Origin of the sequence: Pedobacter sp. BG31, from assembly GCF_042464845.1 — a bacterium.
Classification (GTDB): domain Bacteria; phylum Bacteroidota; class Bacteroidia; order Sphingobacteriales; family Sphingobacteriaceae; genus Pedobacter; species Pedobacter suwonensis.
On sequence record NZ_JBHNZK010000018.1, the window covers coordinates 14,910 to 39,729 of the forward strand.

The 24,820-nt window shown below is 43.9% G+C and carries 21 protein-coding genes and 1 tRNA gene; 10 read left to right on the forward strand and 12 right to left on the reverse strand.

From position 1 onward, the window contains the following. Positions 1–66: 66 nt before the first annotated feature. From ACFE6N_RS18885 to ACFE6N_RS18905, 5 genes are all read left to right on the forward strand, one after another. Positions 67–146 (forward strand) — tRNA-Leu (locus ACFE6N_RS18885). Positions 147–1,223: 1,077 nt separating this feature from the next. Beyond that, on the forward strand, positions 1,224–1,679 hold the full coding sequence (locus tag ACFE6N_RS18890; RefSeq protein ID WP_378939005.1) for a DinB family protein: 456 nt from the start codon (positions 1,224–1,226) through the stop codon (positions 1,677–1,679). A gap of 165 nt (positions 1,680–1,844) precedes the next feature. Further along, positions 1,845–4,406, forward strand: coding sequence for a cation-translocating P-type ATPase (locus ACFE6N_RS18895; RefSeq protein WP_378939007.1), 2,562 nt, complete (start codon positions 1,845–1,847; stop codon positions 4,404–4,406). Positions 4,407–4,543: 137 nt separating this feature from the next. Then, positions 4,544–5,428: a universal stress protein gene (locus ACFE6N_RS18900; RefSeq protein ID WP_378939009.1), complete on the forward strand. Its 885-nt coding sequence runs from the start codon at positions 4,544–4,546 to the stop codon at positions 5,426–5,428. A 174-nt stretch (positions 5,429–5,602) separates the two neighbouring features. Then, entirely contained in the window at positions 5,603–6,442 is an 840-nt protein-coding gene (locus tag ACFE6N_RS18905) for a universal stress protein (RefSeq protein ID WP_378939011.1), read from the forward strand. A gap of 134 nt (positions 6,443–6,576) precedes the next feature. On the opposite strand, the gene ACFE6N_RS18910 is transcribed toward ACFE6N_RS18905, so the two are convergent. Together ACFE6N_RS18910 and ACFE6N_RS18915 are read right to left on the reverse strand one after the other, a co-directional pair. Further along, on the reverse strand, positions 6,577–6,777 hold the full coding sequence (locus ACFE6N_RS18910) for a hypothetical protein (protein ID WP_378939013.1): 201 nt from the start codon (positions 6,775–6,777) through the stop codon (positions 6,577–6,579). Positions 6,778–6,878: 101 nt separating this feature from the next. Next, the gene (locus ACFE6N_RS18915) at positions 6,879–7,715 is read right to left on the reverse strand and encodes a universal stress protein (protein ID WP_378939015.1); all 837 of its coding nucleotides are present in this window, start codon (positions 7,713–7,715) and stop codon (positions 6,879–6,881) included. A gap of 256 nt (positions 7,716–7,971) precedes the next feature. Between ACFE6N_RS18915 and ACFE6N_RS18920 the strand changes: the two genes are divergently transcribed. Then, entirely contained in the window at positions 7,972–8,379 is a 408-nt protein-coding gene (locus tag ACFE6N_RS18920; RefSeq protein WP_378939017.1) for an Hsp20/alpha crystallin family protein, read from the forward strand. Between the two features lie 147 nt (positions 8,380–8,526). Next, positions 8,527–9,045, forward strand: coding sequence for a sigma-70 family RNA polymerase sigma factor (locus ACFE6N_RS18925; RefSeq protein WP_378939019.1), 519 nt, complete (start codon positions 8,527–8,529; stop codon positions 9,043–9,045). Positions 9,046–9,533: 488 nt separating this feature from the next. Here the strand turns inward: ACFE6N_RS18925 and ACFE6N_RS18930 are convergent, their stop codons facing one another. The 3 genes from ACFE6N_RS18930 to ACFE6N_RS18940 form a co-directional block, all read right to left on the reverse strand. Continuing rightward, positions 9,534–10,592 (reverse strand): response regulator, encoded by a 1,059-nt coding sequence (locus ACFE6N_RS18930; protein ID WP_378939021.1) that lies wholly within the window; start codon positions 10,590–10,592, stop codon positions 9,534–9,536. Beyond that, complete coding sequence (locus tag ACFE6N_RS18935) at positions 10,592–12,241, reverse strand: PAS domain S-box protein (protein WP_378939023.1); 1,650 nt, start codon at positions 12,239–12,241, stop codon at positions 10,592–10,594. Before ACFE6N_RS18935 ends, ACFE6N_RS18930 begins: the two co-directional genes overlap by 1 nt. 320 nt (positions 12,242–12,561) lie before the next feature. Then, positions 12,562–13,452 carry a universal stress protein gene (locus ACFE6N_RS18940; RefSeq protein WP_378939025.1) on the reverse strand — a complete coding sequence of 297 codons (891 nt, stop codon included), beginning with the start codon at positions 13,450–13,452 and terminating at the stop codon, positions 12,562–12,564. Between the two features lie 172 nt (positions 13,453–13,624). Here ACFE6N_RS18940 and ACFE6N_RS18945 point away from each other — a divergent pair, with 172 nt between their 5' ends. Beyond that, positions 13,625–14,539: a universal stress protein gene (locus ACFE6N_RS18945; RefSeq protein ID WP_378939027.1), complete on the forward strand. Its 915-nt coding sequence runs from the start codon at positions 13,625–13,627 to the stop codon at positions 14,537–14,539. Positions 14,540–14,707: 168 nt separating this feature from the next. Here ACFE6N_RS18945 and ACFE6N_RS18950 read toward each other — a convergent pair whose 3' ends face one another. From ACFE6N_RS18950 to ACFE6N_RS18970, 5 genes are read right to left on the reverse strand one after another with little or no spacing between them, the layout of a single operon-like run. Next, positions 14,708–15,739, reverse strand: a complete 1,032-nt coding sequence (locus ACFE6N_RS18950; protein ID WP_378939029.1) for a hypothetical protein — start codon at positions 15,737–15,739, stop codon at positions 14,708–14,710. Continuing rightward, positions 15,736–16,170, reverse strand: coding sequence for a universal stress protein (locus ACFE6N_RS18955; RefSeq protein WP_378939031.1), 435 nt, complete (start codon positions 16,168–16,170; stop codon positions 15,736–15,738). Before ACFE6N_RS18955 ends, ACFE6N_RS18950 begins: the two co-directional genes overlap by 4 nt. Positions 16,171–16,173: 3 nt before the next feature. Beyond that, the gene (locus tag ACFE6N_RS18960) at positions 16,174–17,175 is read right to left on the reverse strand and encodes an MlaD family protein (protein WP_378939033.1); all 1,002 of its coding nucleotides are present in this window, start codon (positions 17,173–17,175) and stop codon (positions 16,174–16,176) included. Between the two features lie 3 nt (positions 17,176–17,178). Then, the gene (locus ACFE6N_RS18965; protein ID WP_378939035.1) at positions 17,179–17,958 is read right to left on the reverse strand and encodes an ABC transporter ATP-binding protein; all 780 of its coding nucleotides are present in this window, start codon (positions 17,956–17,958) and stop codon (positions 17,179–17,181) included. A gap of 4 nt (positions 17,959–17,962) precedes the next feature. Continuing rightward, a complete protein-coding gene (locus tag ACFE6N_RS18970; RefSeq protein ID WP_378939037.1) occupies positions 17,963–18,766 on the reverse strand; it encodes an MlaE family ABC transporter permease in 804 nt (267 codons plus the stop codon). Between the two features lie 369 nt (positions 18,767–19,135). Here ACFE6N_RS18970 and ACFE6N_RS18975 point away from each other — a divergent pair, with 369 nt between their 5' ends. Both ACFE6N_RS18975 and ACFE6N_RS18980 read left to right on the forward strand, forming a co-directional pair. Next, positions 19,136–19,996 carry a universal stress protein gene (locus tag ACFE6N_RS18975; protein ID WP_378939039.1) on the forward strand — a complete coding sequence of 287 codons (861 nt, stop codon included), beginning with the start codon at positions 19,136–19,138 and terminating at the stop codon, positions 19,994–19,996. 43 nt (positions 19,997–20,039) lie between these two features. Beyond that, the gene (locus ACFE6N_RS18980) at positions 20,040–20,534 is read left to right on the forward strand and encodes a hypothetical protein (RefSeq protein WP_378939041.1); all 495 of its coding nucleotides are present in this window, start codon (positions 20,040–20,042) and stop codon (positions 20,532–20,534) included. Between the two features lie 197 nt (positions 20,535–20,731). On the opposite strand, the gene ACFE6N_RS18985 is transcribed toward ACFE6N_RS18980, so the two are convergent. Both ACFE6N_RS18985 and ACFE6N_RS18990 read right to left on the reverse strand, forming a co-directional pair. Continuing rightward, positions 20,732–23,107: a phosphoketolase gene (locus ACFE6N_RS18985; RefSeq protein WP_378939043.1), complete on the reverse strand. Its 2,376-nt coding sequence runs from the start codon at positions 23,105–23,107 to the stop codon at positions 20,732–20,734. Positions 23,108–23,178: 71 nt separating this feature from the next. Further along, positions 23,179–24,618, reverse strand: a complete 1,440-nt coding sequence (locus tag ACFE6N_RS18990; protein WP_378939045.1) for an MBL fold metallo-hydrolase RNA specificity domain-containing protein — start codon at positions 24,616–24,618, stop codon at positions 23,179–23,181. Positions 24,619–24,820: the final 202 nt, after the last annotated feature.

The window sequence follows — 24,820 nt, forward strand, 5'->3', positions numbered from 1 at the left end:
TAATTGAAAATATTTTTTGGATTTTAACTTTCAATTTCTACATTTGCAACCCCGTCCAACACGAATGCCCGGATGGCGGAATTGGTAGACGCGCTGGTCTCAAACACCTGTGGGAAACCGTGCCGGTTCGACTCCGGCTCCGGGTACTAACCGGGCTCAAGCCCAAAACCTTAAAGGGTTGCTCGTTAAAAAGCAGCCCTTTTTGTTTATTTTCAGTATGTTATCGTTTAACGTTGGGTCAATAATTTTACAAATTGATCCGGCCTTCCGATATCGATAAGTTTTTCCTTCAGGTTTTATAGTTATTTGAAAGGATTGTCTTCTTAAGTTTCAGTATGACTAAAGCTCAGATATTTGCCTGGCATGGTCAGACTCTCCATTTAAGTGGCTTACATCCATTTAGCTGTAAACTGATAATTCAATCTTCATTTACCTGAAAAGCTTTTCTTCAGTTATAAACTGTTCATTCAACTGGTAATTTTCAGACATAAGTGATTCATCCAAAAAACCTGAATTTGATCTGACTTCACCTGAAATGGTATGTAGGTTGTGCTGAAGTAAACTTCTGATCCCGCTGATCTGTTCCCTGTGGATAATAATTAGGTTTTGAAAATGCTCTGCCTGATTAGAGACTTCCAAGATCTGTATTTGCTGATCTGATTTCTTCTAGGCGTTTCTGGAAAAATTTTTAGCTCTTTACTGTATAACGCAAGCGACCTTAGCGCATCACTGTGAACATTGGAAATATGCTTAATGCTGATCTGTTTCATGTACACAATATCGAAACGGATTTAGAATGAAAGAACGATTGCATCATGAGTGTTTATGATCTAAATGTTTTTCGTATGATAAGAAAATAAAGGTACGGTTTGTCTTTTCATATGTTTTTTAGCCTAATCGGGAATTTTAGATTTTGTTCCTGAGATTTTTCTTCGCTAATTATTGGGTTTAAAAACAGGTTGCAAATGTTATTAACCCGGATCATCCACAGCGATGACATCAATCATGGCTTATCAGCCTCGCAGGATTTAAATTTGAATGAAAGTCAGCAATGGATGGAAAAATATATCAGGCCCTGAATGCCTCGGATTCCTTTATCGGCTTTTGATAGATAATGGAGTCTGATAGTATTTGCATTATCCGGATGACCTAATCAGTGGAATATTAAACATCCGGCGCGTAAACTCAGAAAATAGTAAAGTACTGATAAAAAAGCAGATAATTTGAAAACCCACTCGCAACTACTTCTTGAACTCTGGCAGGAGGCCAGGGCCTGGTTAACCGATCAGTTAGCAGAACTATGCACCGAAGATCTAAAAAAAACATTGTCCCCATCGCCAAATTCCGTGGGTTTCTTGTTACGCCACATTGCTGAAGTAGAACTTTTGTTTGCAAAGAATGTATTTAAAGCCCCAGGGATAACCGTGCACGCCGCGACCCTGATCGCTAAACATGATACGGATGAATGGAATAACCTTAATGCCTTGAAGGACTTTCTTGGCTATGCTTTTGAAAGCCTAAAAGAAATAATCGAAATTCAGGTTACGGACTATTGGGAACAATCCGTTACAACAGCGGAGTTTGGAATAAAAACCAGGGCGGAGACTTTAGGACGGATCGCATCACATACAGCCTATCATGCCGGGCAGCTGGCAATGGTGTTAAAATATGGAAAATGAGTTTTATAGACAGGAAATTATTCGGTTTTTCCAATACACGGCCTGGGTAAATCAATAACCAGCTCCCGTATATAAGGAAAAAAAGTACAAGACCTTTTAAAATCCCTGGGCTCATCCAAGGAAATGCTTCAAACCGATTTAAATACTGAAAATTAAACAGAGAATATGAACTGGTACCGATTGGGCATAGAAGAAACGTTTGAATTATTGGGCACAGGAAAAAAGGGACTAAGTTCAGCTAACGCAGAAGAAAAATTATCTCTGCTCGGGCTAAATGAGCTTTCAGCAGGAAAAAAAAATGGTGCCTGGAGAATTTTGCTCGCTCAGTTCAAAGATGTAATGATATTGGTCTTACTTGTGGCCGCTATTATTTCCGGAATTATAGGGGATCTCACAGATACAATCGTTATTCTGGTAATTGTGCTCTTTAATGCCCTGATAGGTTTTTTTCAGGAATATCGGGCAGAAAAAGCGATGCTGGCATTAAAGCATATGGCCCTGACTCAGGCCAAGGTGCTAAGAGATGGAAAGCCGGTCTGGCTCCCGGCAACATTGTTGGTTCCCGGCGATCTTGTGCTGCTGGAAGCGGGATGTGCAGTTCCGGCAGATGTGCGCATTGTCTCCTCGGTAAACATAAGGATTGAGGAGGCCGCCCTGACCGGAGAATCCGAATCTGTTGATAAGGTCAGCCATCCCTTAAGTCAGGATGGATTGGCCTTGGGCGATCAGATCAACATGGCATTCAAAGGCACTTTTGTTTCATACGGCCGTGCAGATGCTGTGGTGGTTGCAACAGGTATGGAAACTGAACTTGGCCGCATTGCCGCCATGCTTCAGCAAGATGAACCCCCAACTCCTTTACAACAGCGAATGGCCGCTTTCGGCAAAAAACTCTCTCTGCTAGTGTTGTTTTTATGTGTGGTATTCTTTCTTGCAGGATGGTTCAGGGGTGAAAATATCGTTAAGATGGTACTCACCAGTATTTCCCTCGCTGTTGCGGCTATTCCTGAAGCATTAACTGCAGTGATTACTATTTCTCTCGCGCTTGCTGCGAAAAGGATGATACGGTTTAACTGTCTTATCAAAAAATTACCAGCTGTCGAGACCCTCGGCGCTGTAAGTTTTATCTGCACAGACAAAACCGGTACGCTAACCAAAAATAAAATGCATGTTGAGGAGATTTTTGTAAATGGGCAGTATTATCCTCCCGGTACCCTGCCAGTTATCAGGGAGAATGATAATATAAATTTATTGTTGCACGCATTTGCGCTCAACAATGATGCCTTGCTGGCCGAAGATAACAGCATTACCGGTGATAGTACAGAAGTTGCCCTAATGTCGGTAGCAACAGAGTATAACATCAAAGGCAGCATTTGGCCACGCTTAGCGGAAATCGCTTTTGATGCGGATCGTAAACTGATGACTACCTTTCATCATGATGGTGAGCGGATTATTTCGTTCACCAAAGGTGCTCCTGATATTTTATTGCCACTATGTAGGGATATCGATCAGGCGCGGTTGCAGGCTCAGGTAGATCTTATGGCAAAAAGAGGAGACCGCATCCTGGGGTTTGCTTACCGTTACTGGAATGCACTGCCCGAAAATCCCGATAGTGCGGTTTATGAAAGGGACCTGCATTTTTTAGGTTTGACGGGTATTATAGATCCGCCGCGTGAGGAAGTATCTGAAGCGGTTAGGGAATGTAAGGCTGCAGGTATCGTGCCGGTCATGATCACCGGTGACCATCCGCTTACAGCAAGTACCATTGCAATGCGCATTGGTATTCTCGATTGCAGCAAGGATATTACCATTACCGGTCAGCAGCTCTCAGAAATGGACAATGAACAGTTGCTTGAAAAAATAGAAATAATCAAAGTTTATGCCCGGGTCTCCCCCGAACAAAAATTGAGGATAGTAAAAGCCCTTCAGCAAAAAGGACATTATGTAGCAATGACAGGCGATGGGGTAAATGATGCCCCTTCTTTGAAAAGTGCAAACATAGGCATCGCTATGGGAATCGCAGGTACCGATGTTGCTAAAGAGGCAGCCCATATGATCTTGCTGGATGATAACTTTTCAACCATCATAAAGGCCGTTCGTGAGGGCAGAAAAATATATGATAACATCCTCAAGTTTATCAAATACCTTATGACCACAAACTCCAGCGAGCTATTGGTTCTTTTATTGGGGCCGCTTTTAGGCATGCCCATTGCCTTGTTACCCATACATATTTTATGGATAAATCTGGTCTCAGATGGTTTGCCCGCAGTTTCGCTCTCTTTTGAAAAAGCCGAAAAAAATATTATGAAAAGACCGCCCCGCCCTGCTCAGGAAAGTGTTTTTGGGAATGGGAGAGGTTTGCACATGATATGGGTCGGGATACTTATGGCTGCCATCACCCTGGCAGCACAGGGATGGGCGATAAGTCATGGTCTTCATTGGCAAACCATCGTATTCAATGTTTTATGCCTGAGCCAGATGGGACATGTACTTGCCATCCGCTCGGAATACCAATCTTTCTTTAAGATAGGTGTTTTTTCGAATAAGCCTCTTATCTCATCGGTAATGGCAGTTTTACTCTTTCAGTTCCTCATCACCTACTTACCTTTCCTGCAATCTGTTTTTCATACCCAGTCGCTAAGCCTGAAAGAGTTTTTAATTGTCGGAGCCTTATCAACTGTTATTTTTCTCGCAGTGGAGATCGAAAAGGCTGTGAAAAGCAGGTGAAACCGGCGTAGGACCCCGCCCCAGGATCTGAACCCAATATACTCCCAAGATCATTATCGGGAATGATATTGCTCATTTATTTAATGTTCCAATGCAGGTAGTTTTACTTACAAAGAAGACGCATTAATCCAATATCAATGAAAAATATTCTTTTTCTAACCGATCTCTGTAAAGATGATACGCAGCTTTACACAATGGCGGTAAATATGTGCAGCCAGATAGGCTGCAATCTACAGGTATTAAACCTGTACAATGGTGTACCTTATGTTCCCTCATTGGATGCCGGATCCTATCAGGCCAAATGGTACAGCGATGCATACGATGGTCACCGTGAGGCTTTTAAAGAGTTGATGGAAAAAATCGAAAAGGTTTCCGCATCGCTACCGGAAAATGCCCGCCGTCCCCAGATCAGTTCTGTGCTGACTGAAGGGGATCTGGGAACCGTGGTAAAAGAATACACCATCGGCAAAGATACTGCTCTTGTGATCATGGGGGCAGGGCAGTCAGGGGTACTTTCGCATATGCTCTTTGGGGATGCAGTGCGTGCAGTGATTCATGCTTCAAGCGTTCCGGTGTTGATTCAGGCCCCAGGCAGCAAGAGCATAAAAGTAAATGAGAAAGTTATATTCGCAACTGATTTTAATAACAATGACCTTGATGCCTGCAGCTATCTTTCCTTTCTTGGCGAGCGGCTTGGATTTTCCGTAGAAGTTGTTCACGTGAAAAGCGAGCGGGGCATCCACCCCGGTGAAATAGAGCGTGAACAAAGGTTTGTTGAGGAGATTAAGCGCTTGGGTAGAAAAAACCTAACCTACAGACATTTAATGGGTGGTAATGTATTTGGCCTGCTGGAGCAATGGAGCAAAATTCTAAAAGCAGGCTGGATTGCCCTTTCTGAACACCATAGACCGGTATTCGTTTCCATTTTTAAAAAGAACACTTTAAAGGTCGCCATCTCTGAACAAAAGATGCCGCTGTTAATATTCCCGGAAAACTTTCAAAAAGGTGAATATTTTCTTTGAGCAGTAAATGACCACTTAAAAAGTAGCTTTTTTATTTTGGGCCTCGTAATGGCCTGTGCCAAAAGAAAGCTAATAATCTTCCGTTTTTTTATCCTAATTATCATTCCGGAGCATGACAGGGGTCATTACTTTTCATTTTTGCGGAGTCTATCTTTAATCAAAAATATAAGAGGTATGAAAAGAATTGCTGCTGTTTTTGATGGATTGGACTTTGCAGGATCGACCATGGACTTCGCTATCGGGTACTGTAAGAAATCGGACGCGCACCTGGTGGGTGTTTTTCCGGAATCTTTTCTTTATCACGAGTATGACTTTGCTGAACTACTTGGGAAAAACGGGATTTCCGCAGTAAAAATCAGGCATGCCATTATGAAAGAGGCCGAAAAAAGGACCAGGTCACGAAAGCTGTTTGCCGATGGATGTAAAAAGGAAAAGATAAGTTATTCCATTAGCCACCCGGAGGGTATTACTATTGACGAGGTGCTAAAGGAAAGTACTTTCGCCGATATTATCCTCATCGCTAAGGACGAAACGTTCAGCACCATAGGGACACAGCTGCCTTCAACCTTTACCAGACAATTGCTTTCAGATTCCAGATGTCCCGTACTGCTCCTTGATGAAAGCATTGAAAATCCCAGCCGTGTTGTACTTCTCTACGACGGTAAACCCGGATCGGTATATGCCATCAAATTGTTTTTTTCACTTTTCACCGCGGGGCAGGATACATCTACAGAAGTCCTGTATGTCACAAGTTCCGATCAGAATGCGGAAATTCCGGATTTTGAAAAAATAAAAGCCCTGGTAGAATGTCATCGCCAGGGTGCAATCTACACCTGCATATCCGGGCCGGAGAAGCAGTCTGCCATTGATTACGTGCAGAGACTTGGTCCAGGAACGCTGACTGTGGCGGGCGCATATGGCAGGGGAAGTACATCACGTTGGTTCATCCCCAGCATAGCAGACGGGCTGATTGCCCAATGCAAATGTTCACTCCTGGTTGCGCACAACCGTTAAACCAAATCGTCCGCGCTTTTGGTCCGTCCATGCGTGCGAACCGAACCGGGTACTTGAGAAGGTTGAATACCCATTTGTTATGATTCCATATCATTGCCCTTTTTCTCCATGTCTGAAAGCTCCTCAAAATGTCCCTATGTAATCCACTTTGCTAATTGTAAAGTGTTGTTAATATGAGCCTTATACCACAGGTTTTTTTTGCGCAGGGCGGAAATTTTTTTCTCCTCTACACTACGTGAAATGATTTTCTCTCCGTCATAATAATAGTTTATCGTGTCAATATACGGAACGCCGTTGTTACTGCATACAATCCTGCCTGCAACCTGATTGCTCAAAAGGTTTTCGATCTAACTGTCGTTTAGTTCTCCTAACATCGTATTTTAACTTTCTGGGTAAATAAAATCTTCTCAATAAGGTTTTCAGTATGCCGCTAAAATTATTCATGCTTGGTAAAAACCAATAGCGGTATTCTTGTATAGAATGAATACTGTTCGGCATTGGAGGGAAACAGGAGTTTGTCAAATCCGGAGCGGTCGTGATGGGAGAAAAGTGCTAGAACAGAGTTATGCTTATTGTTTATGGTGTGATGAATATCTTCTATTACCGACCTTTCTATGTTGCGTTTAACCTGAATGAACGTTATCGGATAACTATATTTTTCTCTCATTCTTAATTCAAGCTCTTCAGGGCTGCTCATGCCTTCAAATGGTAGTTTGATATACAGCATCTGGATTTCTGCGCCCAGGGGAGATGCAAAATCAACCAGATCCGGCAGCTCGCGCTCAATATCCTGCAGGTCTGTTGCATATATGATATTTTTTATTTTCCTGTGGCGATATCTGCTGGGCACTACGATCACCGGAATTTTGGAAGTGGCCAAGAGTTTGCTGGTATGAGTACCGAAAAGTTTTTTTACCATGCCCGCTCCACGTGTAGCAATCAGCAAATAATCGAATTTCTCTTTCATGGCATAATCACATACAGCATCAACTACCTCCATTGAATTAAGTACCACAGATTTAAACCTGAAAGGTTCCAGATTGATGGAATGGCAGATTGCGGAAACAAAGTTACTGAGTTCCCCGGTGAGCTTATCCATGCTTTTTTTTAAAAACGTGGTATAAGCCCCCTGTGTCCAGTTAAAAGGTTTAGGTATATGATTTACTTGCACCACACTTAAGGCACAATCTTTAGTTTTGGCCAAACGCAGTGCCATACGAACAGCTGATTTTGAATTATCAGATAAATCAGTGGTTACCAAAATTTTTTTCATTTTTTTTTCCTGGTCTTTAACGCAACTTCTTTCACTCGTTTAATTGCCCCAGATTAACATCAATTTCAGAAGTTTATCCCGATAATGTAATGATTTTAATCACTTCCTTCAATGATCCTAAAACGGGCCTCCATTTAAATTGCCCTTACCGAAAATCTACAGGCAGCATCACGGCCGATGAGCAAACTCATAGCAGATCATGACGGATATCAATTAAACCTTGTTTCAGGCAGGTTAACTTTATATAAAAAAAGTTATGTCAGTCACAGAAAATTTAAACAAAAAAGAGATAGGCTCCATGGTACAGGATTTTTGGGATCCTGAATTCTTTGATGAGCCTAATGAGCCAAAGAAGGCTGTAAATGTTATAGAAAGGGATACCAAATTCAAAATCGAGGTGCTCGCGCCCGGGTTTCGAAAAAAAGACTTCTCTGTAAATGTTGAGAATGGGATACTCAATATCCTTGCCGAACATGAAGCGGGCGATGAGGAAAATTATCTGAGACGAGAATTCTCGCGCTCTTCTTTCTGCGGGGCGTTCAGCCTTCCTGAAAATGTTTCTCCCGAACATATAAGCGCCAAATACAGAGATGGTATTCTCTCTCTTACACTCAGGAAAACCGGCAAGCTGTCTTCAGTGAAAAAGCATGTAAAGATTTCCTGAACAGAAAATTAATTTAAGCCGGGTTTTACGGTAGGATAATCCCTGAACCGCCGGCTTCTGTTTCCCTCACCCACATCATTGAAGCGCATGAGGGAAATCATCGCATAAATATAACGGTTTTTGGATTTTGGCATTAAAATGAAAAACATGGAAAAGCTGATAACTTCTTTTACCGAACGTAAATCTTTTGAAGAACTGCTGCTTGCAGAAGTCAAAGTCTTAAAAAGCATGGCCAAGCACTTTGTAAATGAGAAAGATGAAATGGAAGATCTGGTTCAGAATACCCTACTCAAGGCATTGCGCTTCTATGAGAAGTTTAGTATGGACACCGATATCCGCAAATGGTTGTATACCATCATGAGAAACACCTTTATTAACAGGGTCAACAAAACTTCCAGAGTGATGGAACACCATACGCAGATTGAAATAGCCTTCAAGAACAGCTGTTCGGTAAGCACTGTCTTCTCAAAATTCATCTCTGATGACCTTCACCAGGTGATCAACAGCTTTCCTTATCACGTCAGGCAGGCGATAACGATGTACAATGCAGGCTATAAATATCGTGAGATTTCCGTGGCAACTGCCCAACCCATCGGAACGGTAAAGACCAGGGTCAGAACCGCGCGTATGATCCTTGAAAAGAAATTTTCCCTCACCGCTCACTGAATTTGTAGACCCGTCAATTTTGATAAAAAGGATTTCAAGAACGAGACTCAGGAATGACCTCTTGATCATCAGCAACGAATAAGAATCTGAAAAAGTAGAAGATAAATATACACGCAAAGAATTCTATGTCCTCCTTTAAGAGAACATTTAATCCTACCCGCCGTATATATTGCTGGAAGAAGTAAAGGCCAGCTACAAGGATGGCCCGCTGGTACTTGAACTCAGCTCAGGCAGGAAAAGGTTTCCGCAAAAAGACAGATAGCCTTTGAATAATGGGTATCATGTCATGTAAAGTACAGATTTGATGTTAAGATACCCAAAATAAGCAATCAGCGCAGCTGCCGGTGTTCCGGTAGCTGCTTACCACAGGATTTGTTTGCTCAGGCTGTGCAGACGGTTTAAGTTTTTTTGCTGGGAATAAACAATTGGTACATAGGCAAAAGAAATTTTTAAGGTATGTTATTGCTGCGTTATGCTCGGACCGAAGATCAGTTGTGCATATGCCTTAATTTATCGATCTGTTCTATATGGATGATACTATCGGTGATGCTGATGAGCCGTTCATCTTTAAACTCGCCAAGCATTCTGATCATGGATTCCTTGGCAACACCTGCAATAGCAGCCAGGTTCTCCCTTGTCAGATCGATTTCAAAGGTTTGCTGTTGTTGGGGATTGTATTTTTCGTAAAGGGTGACCAGTGTATCTGCAACCTTTTTGCGCAGGGAGTTATATGCAGTGGCCAGTAGATGTTCCTCGCGTTCAATCAGGTTTTTTGCAAGAACGGAAATGAATTTTTTCATCACCTGGGGGTTACTGCCCATCAATTGCTCAAACTCAGCGCGCGGAATTACGGCAAGCACGGTATCTTCCAGTGCCTCAGCAGATTCTCGGTAATTCCTGCCCTCAAGCAAAGGCAGGTACCCAAAAAAATCGCCTTGGTTGTAAAGCCCTATGATAAGTTCCTTTCCGTCATGGTTCCGTTTGTAAGTCTTAACTTTTCCTTTTTGCAGATAAAATAATTTGGAGGGAAGGTTTCCTTCCGTATAAATAATCTGTTTTTTCTTGTACTGATTCTGGCTGCGGTTTTCTTTGAGCAGATCGAGATGGTCTTTCCCGCCGTTAAGTGTAATAAGCCGGTCCATGCCATTTATCCCCGGCGCAATCTCTTCCCGTAGCGAAGCCGCCTTGCGCAACCGCCCGTCTATGGCATTGATTACATCAGTTCCGTCGAAAGGCTTTATGATATAATCATCCGCGCCCATCTCCATTCCCTTTCTTACCTCACTACGTTCGGATTTAGCTGTAAGAAAGATAAAGGGGATGTTTGCTGTTGCCGGGTTTTTCTGAAGCATGAGCAAAACACCATAGCCATCCAGAATGGGCATCATGATATCGCAAACTACCAGGTCGGGTTTTTGTTGAAGGGCAATTTCCACACCCTGCTTTCCATTTTCAGCCTGTTCAACTTTATAGTTGGCCAGCTCAAGGATCTCCGAAAGGTTCTCCCTGATGTCATGGTTATCCTCAATAACTAAAATTCTTTTCATCATTCAGTCTGTTTTGTTTTTACAAATTCTATACTAAATTCCGTTCCCGATCCAAGTTCGCTTTTACAGGAAATTTTTCCGCCCATTAAATCTATGTATCTTGAAACAATATGAAGCCCCAGACCTGTCCCCTGGATATTGTTGGCATTGCTTCCGCGAAAAAACCTTTCAAAGAGATGGCGCATATCCTGCTTAGGAATGCCTAATCCCTCATCACTGATTTTTATGGTTATCTGGTTTTCATCAACCGAACTGCATATTTCAATTTGGCTGTTTTCAGGCGAGAACTTTATGGCATTTGAAAGAAGATTGATGATAACGTGTTTGAGCATGACCTGATCTAGATGCACATGGGTTTCTCCCTGATGAGAAAGCCTGATAACCTGGCCTTTCTTTTTCAGGGTTTCAATTTCAGTAACCACGTTTCTGATATGATCCGTTAACTCAAAAGTACTGTAGTATGGTTCTGCCTTATTTTCCTCAATTTTCTCAAGAGATAGAAAATCGTTTAAAATATCGGTTAAAGATTGCACCATGGTGGTGATCCGGTTAACATGGCTTTCCCGCTTTTGCTGCTGATTTTCTGTAGTATATTTTGATATCAGATAGGCAGAAGAGAGTATGGTACTCAAAGGGGTCCGGAACTCATGAGAGGCCATTGAGACAAACCTCGATTTGAAGTCGCTCATCTCTCTTTCCTTCTTCAGGCTCCGTAGAATTTTTTCCTCGGCTTTCTTCCGTTCAGAAATGTTCATCGCAATCCCCAGATAGCCCTCAATATCTCCGGTTGTGGTATGCATCGCTGTAATGGTAAGTGACGCTGGAAAACGGCTTCCATCTTTTCTCAGATAGTCAATTTCCCGTTCATTTGCCAATCCCAGATCAGATTTTATTTTTAGTGCCTCAAAGTCAGCAGAAACAGTTAACTGAAGTGATTTTGTAAGCTCGTCTGCACTTTGCTTAAGTGTTTCAACAGAATGAAAGACGGAGGGATCAAGTTTATCTATAATTTCTTCTGCAACGTATCCCAGCTCCCGTTCGGCAGCAGGATTGAACATCTTAATGGTTCCGCCGGAATCGGTAACAAAAAGGATAACCTCTGCATGGCCCCAAATACTCCGCAAAAAAGTGTTTGCCCTATTGAGTTCCACATCTTTAAGCTCTGTTTCGGTGATAAGCTCGGCCAATTGTTTTACCGTGCTTGTTAATGAGCGTGTCCTGCTTAACACCTTGGCCTCCAGCTGTTCATTTAAGACTTTAAGCTCTAGTTCCACTTTTTTTCTCGCCGAGATATCACTTATAAAACCGATTACAAATTTTCCCTGATCTGTTTGGTAATTGCTCAGGCTAACCTCAACGGGAAATTCCGTTCCGTCTTTTCTAAGTCCGAAAAGATCAAGTCCCAGTCCCATAGGCCGCGACCTGGGATGTTTGATATAGCCATTAACATGGTGCTGGTGCCTGTCTGTAAACCGGCCTGGAATCAGATCTTCAATAGGCTTGCCGTCAAGTTCATGCGGGCCATAGCCAAACTGCTTTTCTAAAAATGGATTGGTAATCACAATATGCCCACCGTCGTCGGCAACGATTATACCCATTGAGGCATTGTCAAATAAAGGATCGAAACCGATTCCCGTGGTTTTGTTCATCTTTTGGTCGAAAGACATATTAGCCTACTTCATAAATGTACAAAAAATTAGTCGTCCCAATTCCTTCGGGGTGTAAATTGTTTGCCCGCCAACAGTTCTAAACTCAACTGATCATGTGCAGATCGCTGCTGATAGCTAAAATTGTTTCCTTTTTTTATCTTTATTTATGACCGGGATCATATGGGGCAATGATCGTAGTCATATTGTTTTAAAAACGGATTTGATTAAACTTGACCATCAGCAGCTCTAATCTTTATTAGGGTAAAGAAGACATGATTTCATCAGCCCGGAATTATAGGGAAACGGTTAAGCTCCCTGGTTTAAATCGTTTTCAATGCCCCTGTGCCAGGTTGTGGCCGGCACCCCGGCTTCCAGAGCTCGGGCAAGACGAGGATGGCTCCACGATGCTTTTTAATTATGGCGCGGCAGTGCGAGGAATGAAAAATTTCATAAAGCAAGCCATGATTTCTGTTGACAAGGAGTAAAAGATTATCTTCTGATGGAGGAAAAATCCGCTCTATTTCACTGGCGATGGCATTGGATGTTAAAAGATGAAAGGGAATATCGCTGAATTTATCTTTCCGCAATGCATGCTGAAAAGATGCTAAGCGGTCTTCTTCACCAAAATCAGCAATTAACCCCGTACTCTCCATTACGGAACCGATCGAAATGCTGGCTTTGAACGCCATACGGATCTTATCAATGGATTCAAGCAGAGCGATATCTTTCTCATTGAGGTCGGAAGCAAAGTTTATCCTGCACCTATGCAGAAGGAATGTGCCGGAAGATAATATCAGCAGCGGGCAATCGCTGTTCCGCATGGCAACATGAATATGGTTCGCAAATAGAAAATTACTTTTATGTGCTTTGTGCCTGCCCATCACCGCAAGTATAACTTTTTCGCCCTGTTGGATGTCGTACAGTACCTCAGCTATCGGGGCTATGGTATTTATCGTGCGGATTCTGATCGCTTGCCGGCGGGTTTTCATTAGTTTTAAAAGTCTGTCCTTTTCTTTTTCAAGCGAAATTGCAGCCTTCTCCTCAATTGCCTGATAATCCATTTTTAAAGGTTCAGCAAACATAATCTGTGACAGTTGATAGCTGTGCAACAGCAATAGCGCTGCGCCAAAATGTTCAGCAATATTTAGCGCGGTTTGAGCAGCATTTTTCGCAGCCCTGGAAAAATCGGTCATAACCAAAATTGTTTTCATCTTACCAAGCTAGGGGAAGGACTTTTATTTTTTGATGATAATGGTTAGTTCCGGTGATAATCCTGTTCATTGACCTGGGTTGATTTATTTTCAGAATCATCGGTGCTGCTGATTTTTCTCACCAGCTTCTAAACATGATTTTATCAGATTTATGTCTGCAAACAGACTGATTATGAGGTGTAAAATATTAATTGCCACAGATTTCTCGAAGGCAGCAGCTTCAGCAGCGGATTATGCCCTTCAGATGGCATGCTTATGCAGAATGAACCTGGCCATAGTACACATCTACTCCGTTGTTTTACCAATGGTGGCAGATGGAACCATGATTTTTCAGGATAGCCTGTATGACCTTGCCGAAGCAGATTCATTGGAGAGGTTGTCTGCTCTTGCGGCAAAGCTTAACCTGGATGCAGACCGGTTATGCGGTGATGGCTTTAAGCCATTCATCGAGATCTTTTCAGCCATCGGTGTTCCTGCCGCCGGGATAAAATCTTTTTTCAACCGTAAGGACATGGGTATGATTGTGATGGGGATCAAACCTGAGGAAAGGTATGCAGAAACTTTGCCCGGTAGTACGATCCGCAAGCTGATCAAATGGGCCAGTGTACCCGTGTTGCTGGTTCCGATGGACTTTCCCCCTGTACCGCTCCGGCAGATTGTTTTCACCAGTGACTTTGCGGATAGCGAAATTATAGCTCTTGATTTTTTAGCTGGAATCGCATCTGCTTATCATTCAGATTTGCTTATTTTTCATAACAGGATATCTATGGAGAAAGGAAGGCTTTTCCTGCTGAAAGAGAAAAAATTTCTGGACAAGGTAGCCCAGGAAATTGATTACCCTAAGGTTTTCTACAGGCACAAACAAAAGGATACGCTTGAGGAGGCTTTATCGGTTATGGAGAAAAACAGTGAAGCAGATATGCTGGCCATGGTACACAAAAAGCACAGTATCATAGGAGAACTCTTCGGAGGAGATAAAACCTTGAGAATGATTTCAAGGACGCAGGTGCCCATGATTATCTTCCCCCAGAGCTTCGCTGACATCCCCGGCCCCGCCAGGTTAGGGCAAAACCAATTGCATGATTAAACTTTACTGTAGAATTTAATCAGTTAAAGGCAAACGCCTTTTATTGGAGCTGATTTGCCTGTGGTATAAGCAACGAAGGCTTTTTTATGTGGCAAGCAAGGTTTCAGGATAATAAATAGATCAATGGTACAGGGCATCTGTTTTGAATGGAATGATCACGGGAATCCTTTACAGATCGCGGAAACGCCAGAGTTCCACGCAAAGACCTTTCAGATCGACCGAGGCACAGGCGATGCAGAAATCTGCAGCTCCGTAATAAATGTAGAGTCTGCCGGAAAATACTGCCGCGCCGGAAGGAAAACAGACATCATTGATCTCGCCATCACGTTCCCAAGCCTTTTCAGGATAAAACAGCGGATAGGGCAGACGTGCGATCTCCCGCTCGGGCTTATCAAGCTCCAGCAGCGCGGCGCATGCGCTGTACCGGTAGCCATCAGGTGTATCACATACGCCATGATAGATCACCAGCCATCCCCACTCGGTTTCGATCGGTGGGCATCCTCCACCAATATAACTTACCTCATGAGCAAACATGGGCCGTAGCAGGATATGTTTCTGAAAATGTTTCAGATGATCTTCCCAAAAAGGCTTGTCAAAATCTGAAAGATTGACTCCGCTGGCCAGTTGTATGTCTGGTTTTATCCTGTGAAGGAGATATAGTTTGCCATTGATTCTTCTTGGAAAGAAAACCAGATCTTTATCCCATACCAGAAGAGGTCTGTTGCCTTTGGCCAGGGTCTTATCATGGGCATACCTGGCATATTTTGGATTCAATGCCCCCGATTGTTCTGCCAACATTCTGAAAGCCGGAAAAAGAATTTTAGGAACAATAACGCCATAGCGCTCAAAAGTTTCCAGATCTGTAGATACCGCAACTGCACCAAGTGCATTCAGGCCGTCAAAAGCGGTATAGCTTAAAAGATATGTGCCGTCTATTTTTACCAGCCTGGGATCTTCTATGCCTGCGCTTTCTTCTTCGCCTGAAGGGATCAGAAGCGGTTCGTTGTCTCTTTGAACGATTTCGAGCGGGCCTTTGAATATACATTTACCAATCGTAGAGATACCAGATGCATTAACGGCGCGGTACAGCATCACCAGGTTCTCTCCTTCCTGAAGAACTGCGGGATTAAGTACTGCCCTGGATTCAAAAGGCTTATCTGTAGGGTAGAGCAGTACACCTTCCTTTCTGATTTCGATCATCTTTTTTCGGATATGGGAATGATAACGAGTGGTTTGCTCGAATTTCGCATCACCTCTTCTGCAACGCTTCCCATTAAAAGATGGGAAAGACCTTTTCTGCCATGGGTGCCCAAAACAATCATGTCGGCATTCCAGGAGCGGGAAAGTTCGATAATGACCGATGCCGGCTTTCCCCGTTCAATAAAAGTACTTACCGGAACGTTTTTAAATATTTTGTTGATCAGGTATTGCTGCAAAGTGTTGCTGGACCTTTCTATAAGCGGATCCCGTTCCCTTAAGGATAGTTCATCATCGTCATAGATAGTGGTGTCTTCGATGCTTAGCAAAGCCACCTCGGCGCCGAACTGGCAGGCCAGCTGGTATCCGCTCCCGGCAATATGCTCAGCAGCCGGGCTATCATCTATCGCTATCAAAATTTTATGACATTCCATATCTTACTGATTTTTATCGTTTATCATCTTGTCATTTTTCTTTTTTCTTTCCTGCGCACGAAAGTAACCCCTAAAGAGAAAACTGTGCTTTATCGCCTCCATATTTTCATCAAAGCTGTTTGCACCTCTCCGTATGTTTTTTAAACTGCCTTTCAGGTCCGCTGCAAAGGCGGTGTCTCTGAGCATTACATGCAAACTTCCCTTACCGTCCTCCACATCAGCCTTTATGGTTTTTACGATTCCGTTCAGTTCAGCTGCAGTCAGACTAACATCCCTGCTTGCCCAGCTTATATTTTCTACGGCAGATTTTATCCGCCTAGCGCTGGCTGTATCTCTTAACAGCAGTCCGGCAGTTCCTTTTCCAGCGTGCAGATCGGTAATAATTTCATTAAAAGTGGTACTCATGCGGGATACCCCTGCACTGGCATCCTGCAGTGATCTTGCAGTGGAGCGGATATTGCCCGCAATCTGGTGATCATCTATCAATTTAAGCAGTTCACTGCTATCAATTCTCAGAACGGTGCCTTTAAGTACGCTGGAGATTGCTGCCACGTTATTATTGGTTGTGGAAAGCGTCTGGATGATTTCTTCCATGCTGGCCATTTTCCTGGCGGTAAGCAGTGCGCCATCATTAACCAACTGGGCATTTCCGGTAAGTGGGCTAATGTTGATGACTTTATTGCCCATCAGGCCTTCTGTTCCTATACTTGCTACTGCGTTACTGCGGATGTAGGGCTTTACCTTTGAGTTGATACGCATGGTCACCTCTATGGTGGTGTCGCCAAGCATTTCGATATTTTTTACTGTTCCGGCCTGTATCCCCGAGAAAAGCACGTTGCTGCCTTCAGAAAGACCTTCCAGGGCACTGAAACGTACACGCAGACTAAAGTCGGAATCGAACAGGTTACTGTTTTTGCCGATAAGGAAGAAACTCAATATCAGTATAGATAGTCCCGAAAGGACGAAAACGCCCAGTTTGAGGTTATTGTGCTGTGGTTTTGCCATAACTTATATAAAAAACTGTTTAATATGTTCATCCTGAGATTGCTCCAGATGCTCAAAACTATCCTCAATGTAACACCGTCCGTCTAAAAGAAGTACCACCCGGTCTGCTGTAAATTTTACACATGACATATCGTGGGAGATGATAATCGAGGAGGTTTTGTATTTTTTCTGAAGGCTCAATATGAGTTTTTCTATCTCCCGTGAAGTGATGGGGTCCAGACCCGTAGTAGGCTCATCATATAAAATCACCTCCGGCCTCAAGATCATGGTACGGGCAAGGGCTATTCTTTTAAGCATGCCGCCCGATAGCGCCGAGGGCATCATCTCTGAGGTATGTTCCAGTCCAACATTTTCCAGTGACTCATAGACCATTTCTTTCAGTTCCTGCTCAGAAATATCCGGGCGGTGCCTGCGTAAAGGGAACTCCAGGTTTTCCCTTACCGTCATCGAATCGTAAAGGGCATTGCTCTGGAAAAGGAAGCCTATTTTTGCCCTGGCCAGGTTGAGTTCTTCTTCTCCAAGTTCAATCATTGAATTTCCGAGTACATTTATCCTGCCGCTATCGGGTGTGAGCAATCCGATTATGCATTTGATCAGTACGGATTTTCCTGAACCGGATTTTCCCAGCACCACTACGTTATCGCCCCTTTTTACCCGAAGGGAAAAATCAGTTAAAACCTGCTGTTCTCCAAAACTTTTACTCAGGTGCTCAATGATGATTACCTCGTCCAATACTTCTTTGGATGGGTATTGCTGCGGTGATGATTTTTCGGTTGTTTCCATACGGTTAATTTAAGCCCAGCATTTCTGTTATCTGGACGGCAAGCAGATCGATGATGAATATCAGCACCGATGACAGTACTACTGCTGAATTTGCTGAAATACCAACTCCTTGTGTACCCTTGGAAGAATGAAAACCTTTGTAGCAACCTACTATTCCAACAGCAAATCCGAAGAAGAAAGTTTTGATTACTGCAGGCAAGAGGTCACTAAAAGAGAGGCTTTTGAAAACCTGTATAAAGAAGAGATCAAAACTGGTTACCGAGCGGATATTTACACCAACAAATGCGCCAAACAAAGAGATAGCGTCGCCGAGGATGGTGAGTATAGGGAGCATCAGCGTAGCTGCAAGTACCCTTGTAGCCACCAGGTATTTAAAGGGGTTGATTCCGCTAACATCCATGGCATCTATCTGTTCGGTTACTTTCATTGATCCCAGTTCCGCACCTATGCTGCTTCCTATTTTGCCAGCAAAAATCAGTGCCGATATGACCGGACCGATCTCACGCACAATAGCCAGTCCCACCATCACAGGCAATTGTGATTCGACTCCATAGTCGATCAGAGAGGGTCGGAGCTGCATGGTCAGCACCAATCCCATAATGAAAGCAGTAAGGCCGATTAATGGCATCGACTTGTAACCAATCAGGTAACATTGGTTGAGCAGTTCCTTATGCTCATAACGCGGACGGAAGGCTACGCGGAAGAATTTGCCGGTAAAAGCAGAAATCTTTCCGGTATCTTCAAAAAAGCCCTCGATCAAATGCTTAAACGAAGTTATCTGGTTTTCGCTCGTTTTGGGTTTATTCATCTGTTTATATAGGCTAAAACCATATTGATAAAGATATCTCCGCGATGTATATCTATCCAATGAGCGTAATCAGGTGGAGCACTGATGCAAATCACCTCTAGTAGCCATGGCCGCAATTTTTATAATTTCCACACGCTGTTAAAAAAGCAGTCCGTGCGATAAGGGGATACAGGTAATCGAGGCTTCGATTGGTTTTTTCTTTTCCGAATGTTATAAATCATTCTTTTGACTAATCCGGATCATCTCGTTGCATTCCTTTCAGGTATTAACTTTGGGAAAGCCTTTTATGATCGTCAATTCGCGATGAAAAATAAAATTGACCATAGCAGATGAGCTTAAATGTGGTTTTTTACCAAAAAACAATAAGAAATGAAAAGAATCCTTGTTCCGACCGACTTTTCGGCCCCCGCTGAAAATGCGGCAAGATATGCCATTTCCATGGCGAAGGTGTTAGATGCGCGGGTAACGGTCGTTAATGCTTTTGTACTTCCCGTACCTGTTTCTGAAAGCGGTCTGTGGCCGGTGATGGATACTGCAGATCTTGAAGGTAATATCGGCGGTGAACTCGACCTCATGGTCAAAAAACTACTCGATAATTCCTGTACGGATGAACCGGCCAGTTGTCCTAAGGTAGATTACCGTTGCGCTGAAGGCCCGGTACTTGCTGTTATAAAGCAGGTTTCTGAACAGATTGATACTGATCTCATCATAATGGGGCTGTCTGGAGCGGGCGGACTTGTGAATTTTATATTGGGCAGTAACAGCATGGCTATGATAGAAAAAGGTGATCGCCCGGTACTTCTTATCCCTTTCGGTGCCAGATACCACGGGATAAAGAAAATAGTGTATGCGGGGACGCTCACGCCGCAAGATATAAATCCACTGGAATACCTCTGTAAACTTGCTTCATGGTTTAAAGCTGAAGTTTGCGTGCTGCACATCATTGAGATGAGAAAGGATCTCAACACTGGTATGCAGGCTATCGGTGAAGATTTTATCCACCAGATGAGAATACTTACAGGCTACAGTAAAATCCGTTATGAACCGGTCTGGAACAGCGATATCGATCAGGGGCTGGAATGGATAGCCGAACAGGAAGATATAGACATTGTCTCCATGCTCCACAGGAAGCATAACCTACTCGATAAAATATTCAGCGGAAGCAGAGCCAAACGTTTTGCAAGGTATACCACCACACCCTTATTGGTATTTCCACCAGACTATATTTAGAAAAAAGCGTGATAAATAACACCTCAGCTTTAAAGAACAAATCATGAAAATAAAATATCCTTACCTGCTCATCCTCTCTCTTCCGGTTTTGATGATGTGCCGCCATAGTCCGGAAAATAAGAATATTGAAAAACTCGCGCAATCACGACCCGGCTGGGACTGTTTTATGGCAATAGATGGCAAAGATTCAGCTTTTTTAAAAATCAGTACCTCAGGAAAAAACGGCGTGAGCGGGCATCTTTCAATTCTCTATTCCAACCACAAAAAAAATGAGGGTAGATTTACCGGTAGCTACCAGGGGGACACGCTTTTTGTTACTTACAGGTTTCGCTCGGGTGAACCTGGAAATGCCGTTTTTACCAATCCGCTTGCACTGTTAAAGAAAGGGGATTCCCTCGTACTGGGAACGGGTAAAATCATGAAAAACCTGGGGCGCGTTTATCTCGATAAAAAACAGGGCATTGATTTTAAGCGCGGCAGGTTCCGCTTTTACAGTGTGAGCTGCAATGAGAATTTAGGTAACCTTTCCAAAAGATGACTGGCCTGGATTTTCGCTGTATTTTTTGAATTAGTATAGGCTTTTTTGTATTTGTATCAAACCAGGCCAGGATTAAAAAATACCGGTCTTTTTCTTTTTCTCTATACTTAAAATATTTTTGAAACCCTGATCGGATTATTCATTAGAAAGCGGCAGACCGTTGCTGATATCTGCAACGGCCTGCCTTTTTTTAAATGCTATTCACCCCAAACCCAACCGGCGATTTCGGGCATATCTTTTCCATATCTCTGTACATAGTGCTTGTGTTCCAATAGTTTATCCTGGAGCTGCTGTTTGAGGTAATCACCTTTGCTTCCCAGGTTTCCCAGCCTGTCCACTACCTCGATAACCAGGTGGAAGCGGTCAATCTTGTTCTGCACCCTGAGATCAAAGGGTGTGGTTATGGTTCCTTCTTCAATGTATCCCCTTACATGGAGGTTCCTGTTTACCCTTTTGTAGCTCAGGCGGTGCACTAGCCACGGATAACCGTGAAAGTTGAATATGATATGTTTATCTAAGGTAAATATCGAATCATAGTCAGCATCGCTAAGGCCGTGCGGATGCTCAAGTTCAGACTGCATTTTCATCAGATCAACTACATTTACCACCCGGACCATCAGTTCCGGAAAGTGCTTTCTAAGGATGGAAACTGCGGCGAGCAGCTCCAGTGTTACCGTATCTCCGCAACTCGCCATCACAATATCAGGGCCTGATTGCTGATCATTGCTGGCCCATTGCCATATGCCGATGCCTTGTGCGCAATGTATTTCCGCCGCTCTTATATCCAGCCACTGGGGCAGGGGATGTTTGCCCGCAACGACAACATTTACGTAGTTTTTGCTGCCAAGGCAATGGTGCATCACACTCAGCAGGCAGTTTGCATCCGGCGGAAGATATAATCTGACCACATCTGCTTTCTTACTGGCCACATGGTCCAAAAACCCGGGATCCTGGTGGGTAAAGCCGTTGTGGTCCTGTTGCCAGACATGTGAGGCCAGAAGGTAATTTAGTGAGGCGATATCCCTTCGCCACGGAAGTTCCCGGGTTACCTTTAGCCATTTGGCATGCTGGCTGAACATCGAATCGACTATCCTGATAAAGGCTTCATAGCTGTTGAAGAGGCCGTGCCTACCTGTAAGCAGATATCCTTCGAGCCAGCCCTGGCACTGGTGTTCACTAAGCTGGGCATCCAGAATGCGTCCGGAAGGAGACAGAAATTCGTCCTCCTCTATAGCCTGTGCGCCCCACTGGCGATCGCTGACCTCAAAAACCGCGCCCAACAGATTTGATAAGGTCTCATCGGGGCCGAATATCCTGAAATTATTTTCATTTAGTTTGATCACGCCGGATAAATAGTTGCCTAATACTACCGTACCCTGCCCCAGGATGCTGCCCGGGGAAGAAACCTGCAGCGCAAAATCCCTAAAATCTGGTAACCTGATTTCTTTGAGCAGTAGCCCTCCATTGGCGTGGGGATTGGCGCCCATGCGTTTATCGCCATTCGGGCACAGTTCTGCCAGTTCAGAAATAAGCTTTCCGTTTTGATCAAAAAGTTCCTCCGCATGGTAGCTTTTCATCCATTGTTCTAAAAGTTGCACATTGCCTGCATGTGCCTTGTCAACGGGTATCGGTACCTGGTGGGAGCGGAAGGTTCCTTCGTTTTTTTTCCCCGCTACTGCTTTTGGCCCTGTCCATCCTTTTGGAGAGCGGAGGATGATTATCGGCCATAACGGCCTTTTATGATCTCCTTTCTCCCTGGCATTTTTCTGAAATGTCCTGATGTCGCTGATGGCCTGCTCCATAGCCAATGCCATTTTCCGGTGCATATCTGCAGCTTCATCTCCTTCAACAAAATAGGGCTTCCATCCGCAACCGCGGAAGAACTGTTCGAGCTCTTCGTGCGGAATGCGGGCGAGCAGGGTTGGATTACTGATCTTATAACCGTTTAAATGCAGGATGGGCAATACCGCCCCGTCACTTTTGGCATTAAGAAACTTGTTGGAGTGCCAGGCTGTTGCCAAGGGCCCGGTTTCTGCTTCTCCATCCCCTACCACACATGCGGCAATTAGGTCAGGGTTATCGAAAACCGCTCCAAAGGCGTGGCTCAGCGAATAGCCAAGCTCTCCACCCTCGTGTATCGATCCCGGCGTACTGGGCGCAACATGACTGGAAATACCACCGGGAAACGAGAATTGGGTAAAAAGCTTTTTCATTCCTTGCTCATTCTCGCTGATGTCCGGATAGATTTCACTATAGCTTCCTTCCAGATAGGTGTTGGCAACAAGCGCAGGTCCACCATGTCCTGGACCGGATATGTAGATCATGTTTAAATGGTGTTTTTTGATCACCCGGTTTAGATGCACGTAAATAAAGTTCTGACCGGGGGAGGTTCCCCAGTGTCCCACCACCATCGGCTTTACGTGAGACAACTGCAAAGGTTCTTTGAGGAGTGGATTATCATACAGATAGATTTGTCCCACAGAGAGGTAATTCGCTGCACGCCAGTAGGCGTCCATTTTCTGCAAAATTTCCTCGCTTAGCACAAAAGTGTTTTGGTTGGTCAGTATTTCCATTTTGTTTTATTTTTAAGGCCTGATTTTCGACTTGATCATATTTTATCACCTCAGGTATTTATTTAAATAGTTTATTCGTTTTTCAGGCTGAGTGTATTAAATAACCTGATTTTTTCCCCCTGTCTGCTAATCCGGGCCTCAAACCCTAAAGTGGCTCTTATTTTCACCCTTAGCGATTCCTGGGCCATGGGTTCGCCGTGCACCAGATAGACCTGGGTTTCTTTTTTTGATGATAATTCCAGCCATTCGATAAGTTCATACTGATCTGCATGTGCGGAAAGGTTGTTTAGTGAAACCGTCCTTGCGCGTACCGGAAAATATTGGCCGTCTATGCGTATCTCATGTGTTTTTTCCAGCAGTGCCCGCCCGCGTGTACCCTCAGCCTGAAAGCCGGAAAGTATCAGGCAGTTACGCTTGTCTCCGGCATAATGTTTTAGGTATTCCAGGATCCTGCCACCCGAGAGCATGCCGCTTCCTGCAATGATTATTTTGCTTTTTTTGTTTTTGATGATGCCGATCGTGTTTTCGTGTTTCTCATTGATGATAAGACCTTTCATCATCATCCTGCACTCATTCTCAGTCAAGGTACTCCACTGCGGGTAGCGCAATAAGATTTCGGATGCTGCCGCGGCCATAGGACTGTCCAGATAAACCGGCAGTGACTGTGGGATTTTGCCTGCCTGTTTAAGCAGATATAGCATCCTGATGATTTCCTGCGCTCTGCCGACGGCAAAGCAAGGTATCATTACATTTCCGCCTATTTCAAGGGTGCTGTTGATGGCTTCTTCCAGTTCGTTTTCAGCCGATTGCGTTCCATGGAGCCTGTCTCCATAAGTGGATTCCATAATAATGGCATCAGCTGGCGCCCCGTGCTGGGGAGCACCCAAAAAACCGGAGTGCGTGCGTCCAATATCTCCTGAGAAGAGTACTTTTTTACCAGATATGGTAAATGTGATGGAGCATGCCCCGGGGATATGGCCCGATAGCATATAGTTCATGCTCACCTGTTTTGCGATATTGATCTCTACCCCAGGCTCAATCGTTACAAAATGGTGCAGGCAGCGTTCAACATCGGTCAGCGTGTATAGCGGCTTTGCAGGATGGTGTTTTGAATAGCCGTAATGGTTCGCTTTCCATGCATCTTCTTCCTGGATTTTTGCACTGTCTCTTAAAATAAGTTCGGTGAGTTCCCGGGTGGGAGCGGTCATGTAGATTTTCCCCCTGTATCCTGCCCCCACCAGTTTTGGGATATAACCGCAATGATCCAGATGGGCGTGAGTAAGGCATAAGGCGCCAATGCGTTCAATTTCAAAATCTGGCGTTTCCCAGTTTTTTGTTCTTAATGACTTGATCCCCTGGAAAAGCCCGCAATCAATGAGAATGTCCACATATGGAGTATAAAGGATGTGTTTTGATCCGGTCACGGTCTGTGCAGCACCGAATGACGTAAGGTAAACACCGCTACCATTTTCTGTTGAACCACCCTGTTCGGATTTGACTGTATGTTGCATTGGCTTAATTTGAGTATACGTCTAAAATTAGCAATACCTGCCAGTTGTCCGGCTGATTAGGATCATTGGTGTTAATGATTGGCGTTAGCTGAAGCCTTTAGTTCTCCGCATCGCTTTTTTTGATCGATTAACAATCATCATCAACCATGACCTGGCTCATTTAAGCTTTAAGTATTTTCAGTGAATTTAGCGATCAGTTGAA

Excerpts from the sequence above, each read along its gene's own strand:
- ACFE6N_RS18920 (WP_378939017.1), top strand. The coding sequence starts at position 7,972 with ATGTCAGTCACAGAAAATTTAAACAAAAAAGAGATAGGCTCCATGGTA.
- ACFE6N_RS18955 (WP_378939031.1), bottom strand. The coding sequence starts at position 16,170 with ATGGAATGTCATAAAATTTTGATAGCGATAGATGATAGCCCGGCTGCT.
- ACFE6N_RS18950 (WP_378939029.1), bottom strand. The coding sequence starts at position 15,739 with ATGATCGAAATCAGAAAGGAAGGTGTACTGCTCTACCCTACAGATAAG.
- ACFE6N_RS18960 (WP_378939033.1), bottom strand. The coding sequence starts at position 17,175 with ATGGCAAAACCACAGCACAATAACCTCAAACTGGGCGTTTTCGTCCTT.
- ACFE6N_RS18970 (WP_378939037.1), bottom strand. The coding sequence starts at position 18,766 with ATGAATAAACCCAAAACGAGCGAAAACCAGATAACTTCGTTTAAGCAT.
- ACFE6N_RS18940 (WP_378939025.1), bottom strand. The coding sequence starts at position 13,452 with ATGAAAACAATTTTGGTTATGACCGATTTTTCCAGGGCTGCGAAAAAT.
- ACFE6N_RS18975 (WP_378939039.1), top strand. The coding sequence starts at position 19,136 with ATGAAAAGAATCCTTGTTCCGACCGACTTTTCGGCCCCCGCTGAAAAT.
- ACFE6N_RS18905 (WP_378939011.1), top strand. The coding sequence starts at position 5,603 with ATGAAAAGAATTGCTGCTGTTTTTGATGGATTGGACTTTGCAGGATCG.
- ACFE6N_RS18985 (WP_378939043.1), bottom strand. The coding sequence starts at position 23,107 with ATGGAAATACTGACCAACCAAAACACTTTTGTGCTAAGCGAGGAAATT.
- ACFE6N_RS18935 (WP_378939023.1), bottom strand. The coding sequence starts at position 12,241 with ATGAACAAAACCACGGGAATCGGTTTCGATCCTTTATTTGACAATGCC.
- ACFE6N_RS18990 (WP_378939045.1), bottom strand. The coding sequence starts at position 24,618 with ATGCAACATACAGTCAAATCCGAACAGGGTGGTTCAACAGAAAATGGT.
- ACFE6N_RS18980 (WP_378939041.1), top strand. The coding sequence starts at position 20,040 with ATGAAAATAAAATATCCTTACCTGCTCATCCTCTCTCTTCCGGTTTTG.
- ACFE6N_RS18900 (WP_378939009.1), top strand. The coding sequence starts at position 4,544 with ATGAAAAATATTCTTTTTCTAACCGATCTCTGTAAAGATGATACGCAG.
- ACFE6N_RS18930 (WP_378939021.1), bottom strand. The coding sequence starts at position 10,592 with ATGAAAAGAATTTTAGTTATTGAGGATAACCATGACATCAGGGAGAAC.
- ACFE6N_RS18895 (WP_378939007.1), top strand. The coding sequence starts at position 1,845 with ATGAACTGGTACCGATTGGGCATAGAAGAAACGTTTGAATTATTGGGC.
- ACFE6N_RS18915 (WP_378939015.1), bottom strand. The coding sequence starts at position 7,715 with ATGAAAAAAATTTTGGTAACCACTGATTTATCTGATAATTCAAAATCA.
- ACFE6N_RS18965 (WP_378939035.1), bottom strand. The coding sequence starts at position 17,958 with ATGGAAACAACCGAAAAATCATCACCGCAGCAATACCCATCCAAAGAA.
- ACFE6N_RS18925 (WP_378939019.1), top strand. The coding sequence starts at position 8,527 with ATGGAAAAGCTGATAACTTCTTTTACCGAACGTAAATCTTTTGAAGAA.
- ACFE6N_RS18945 (WP_378939027.1), top strand. The coding sequence starts at position 13,625 with ATGAGGTGTAAAATATTAATTGCCACAGATTTCTCGAAGGCAGCAGCT.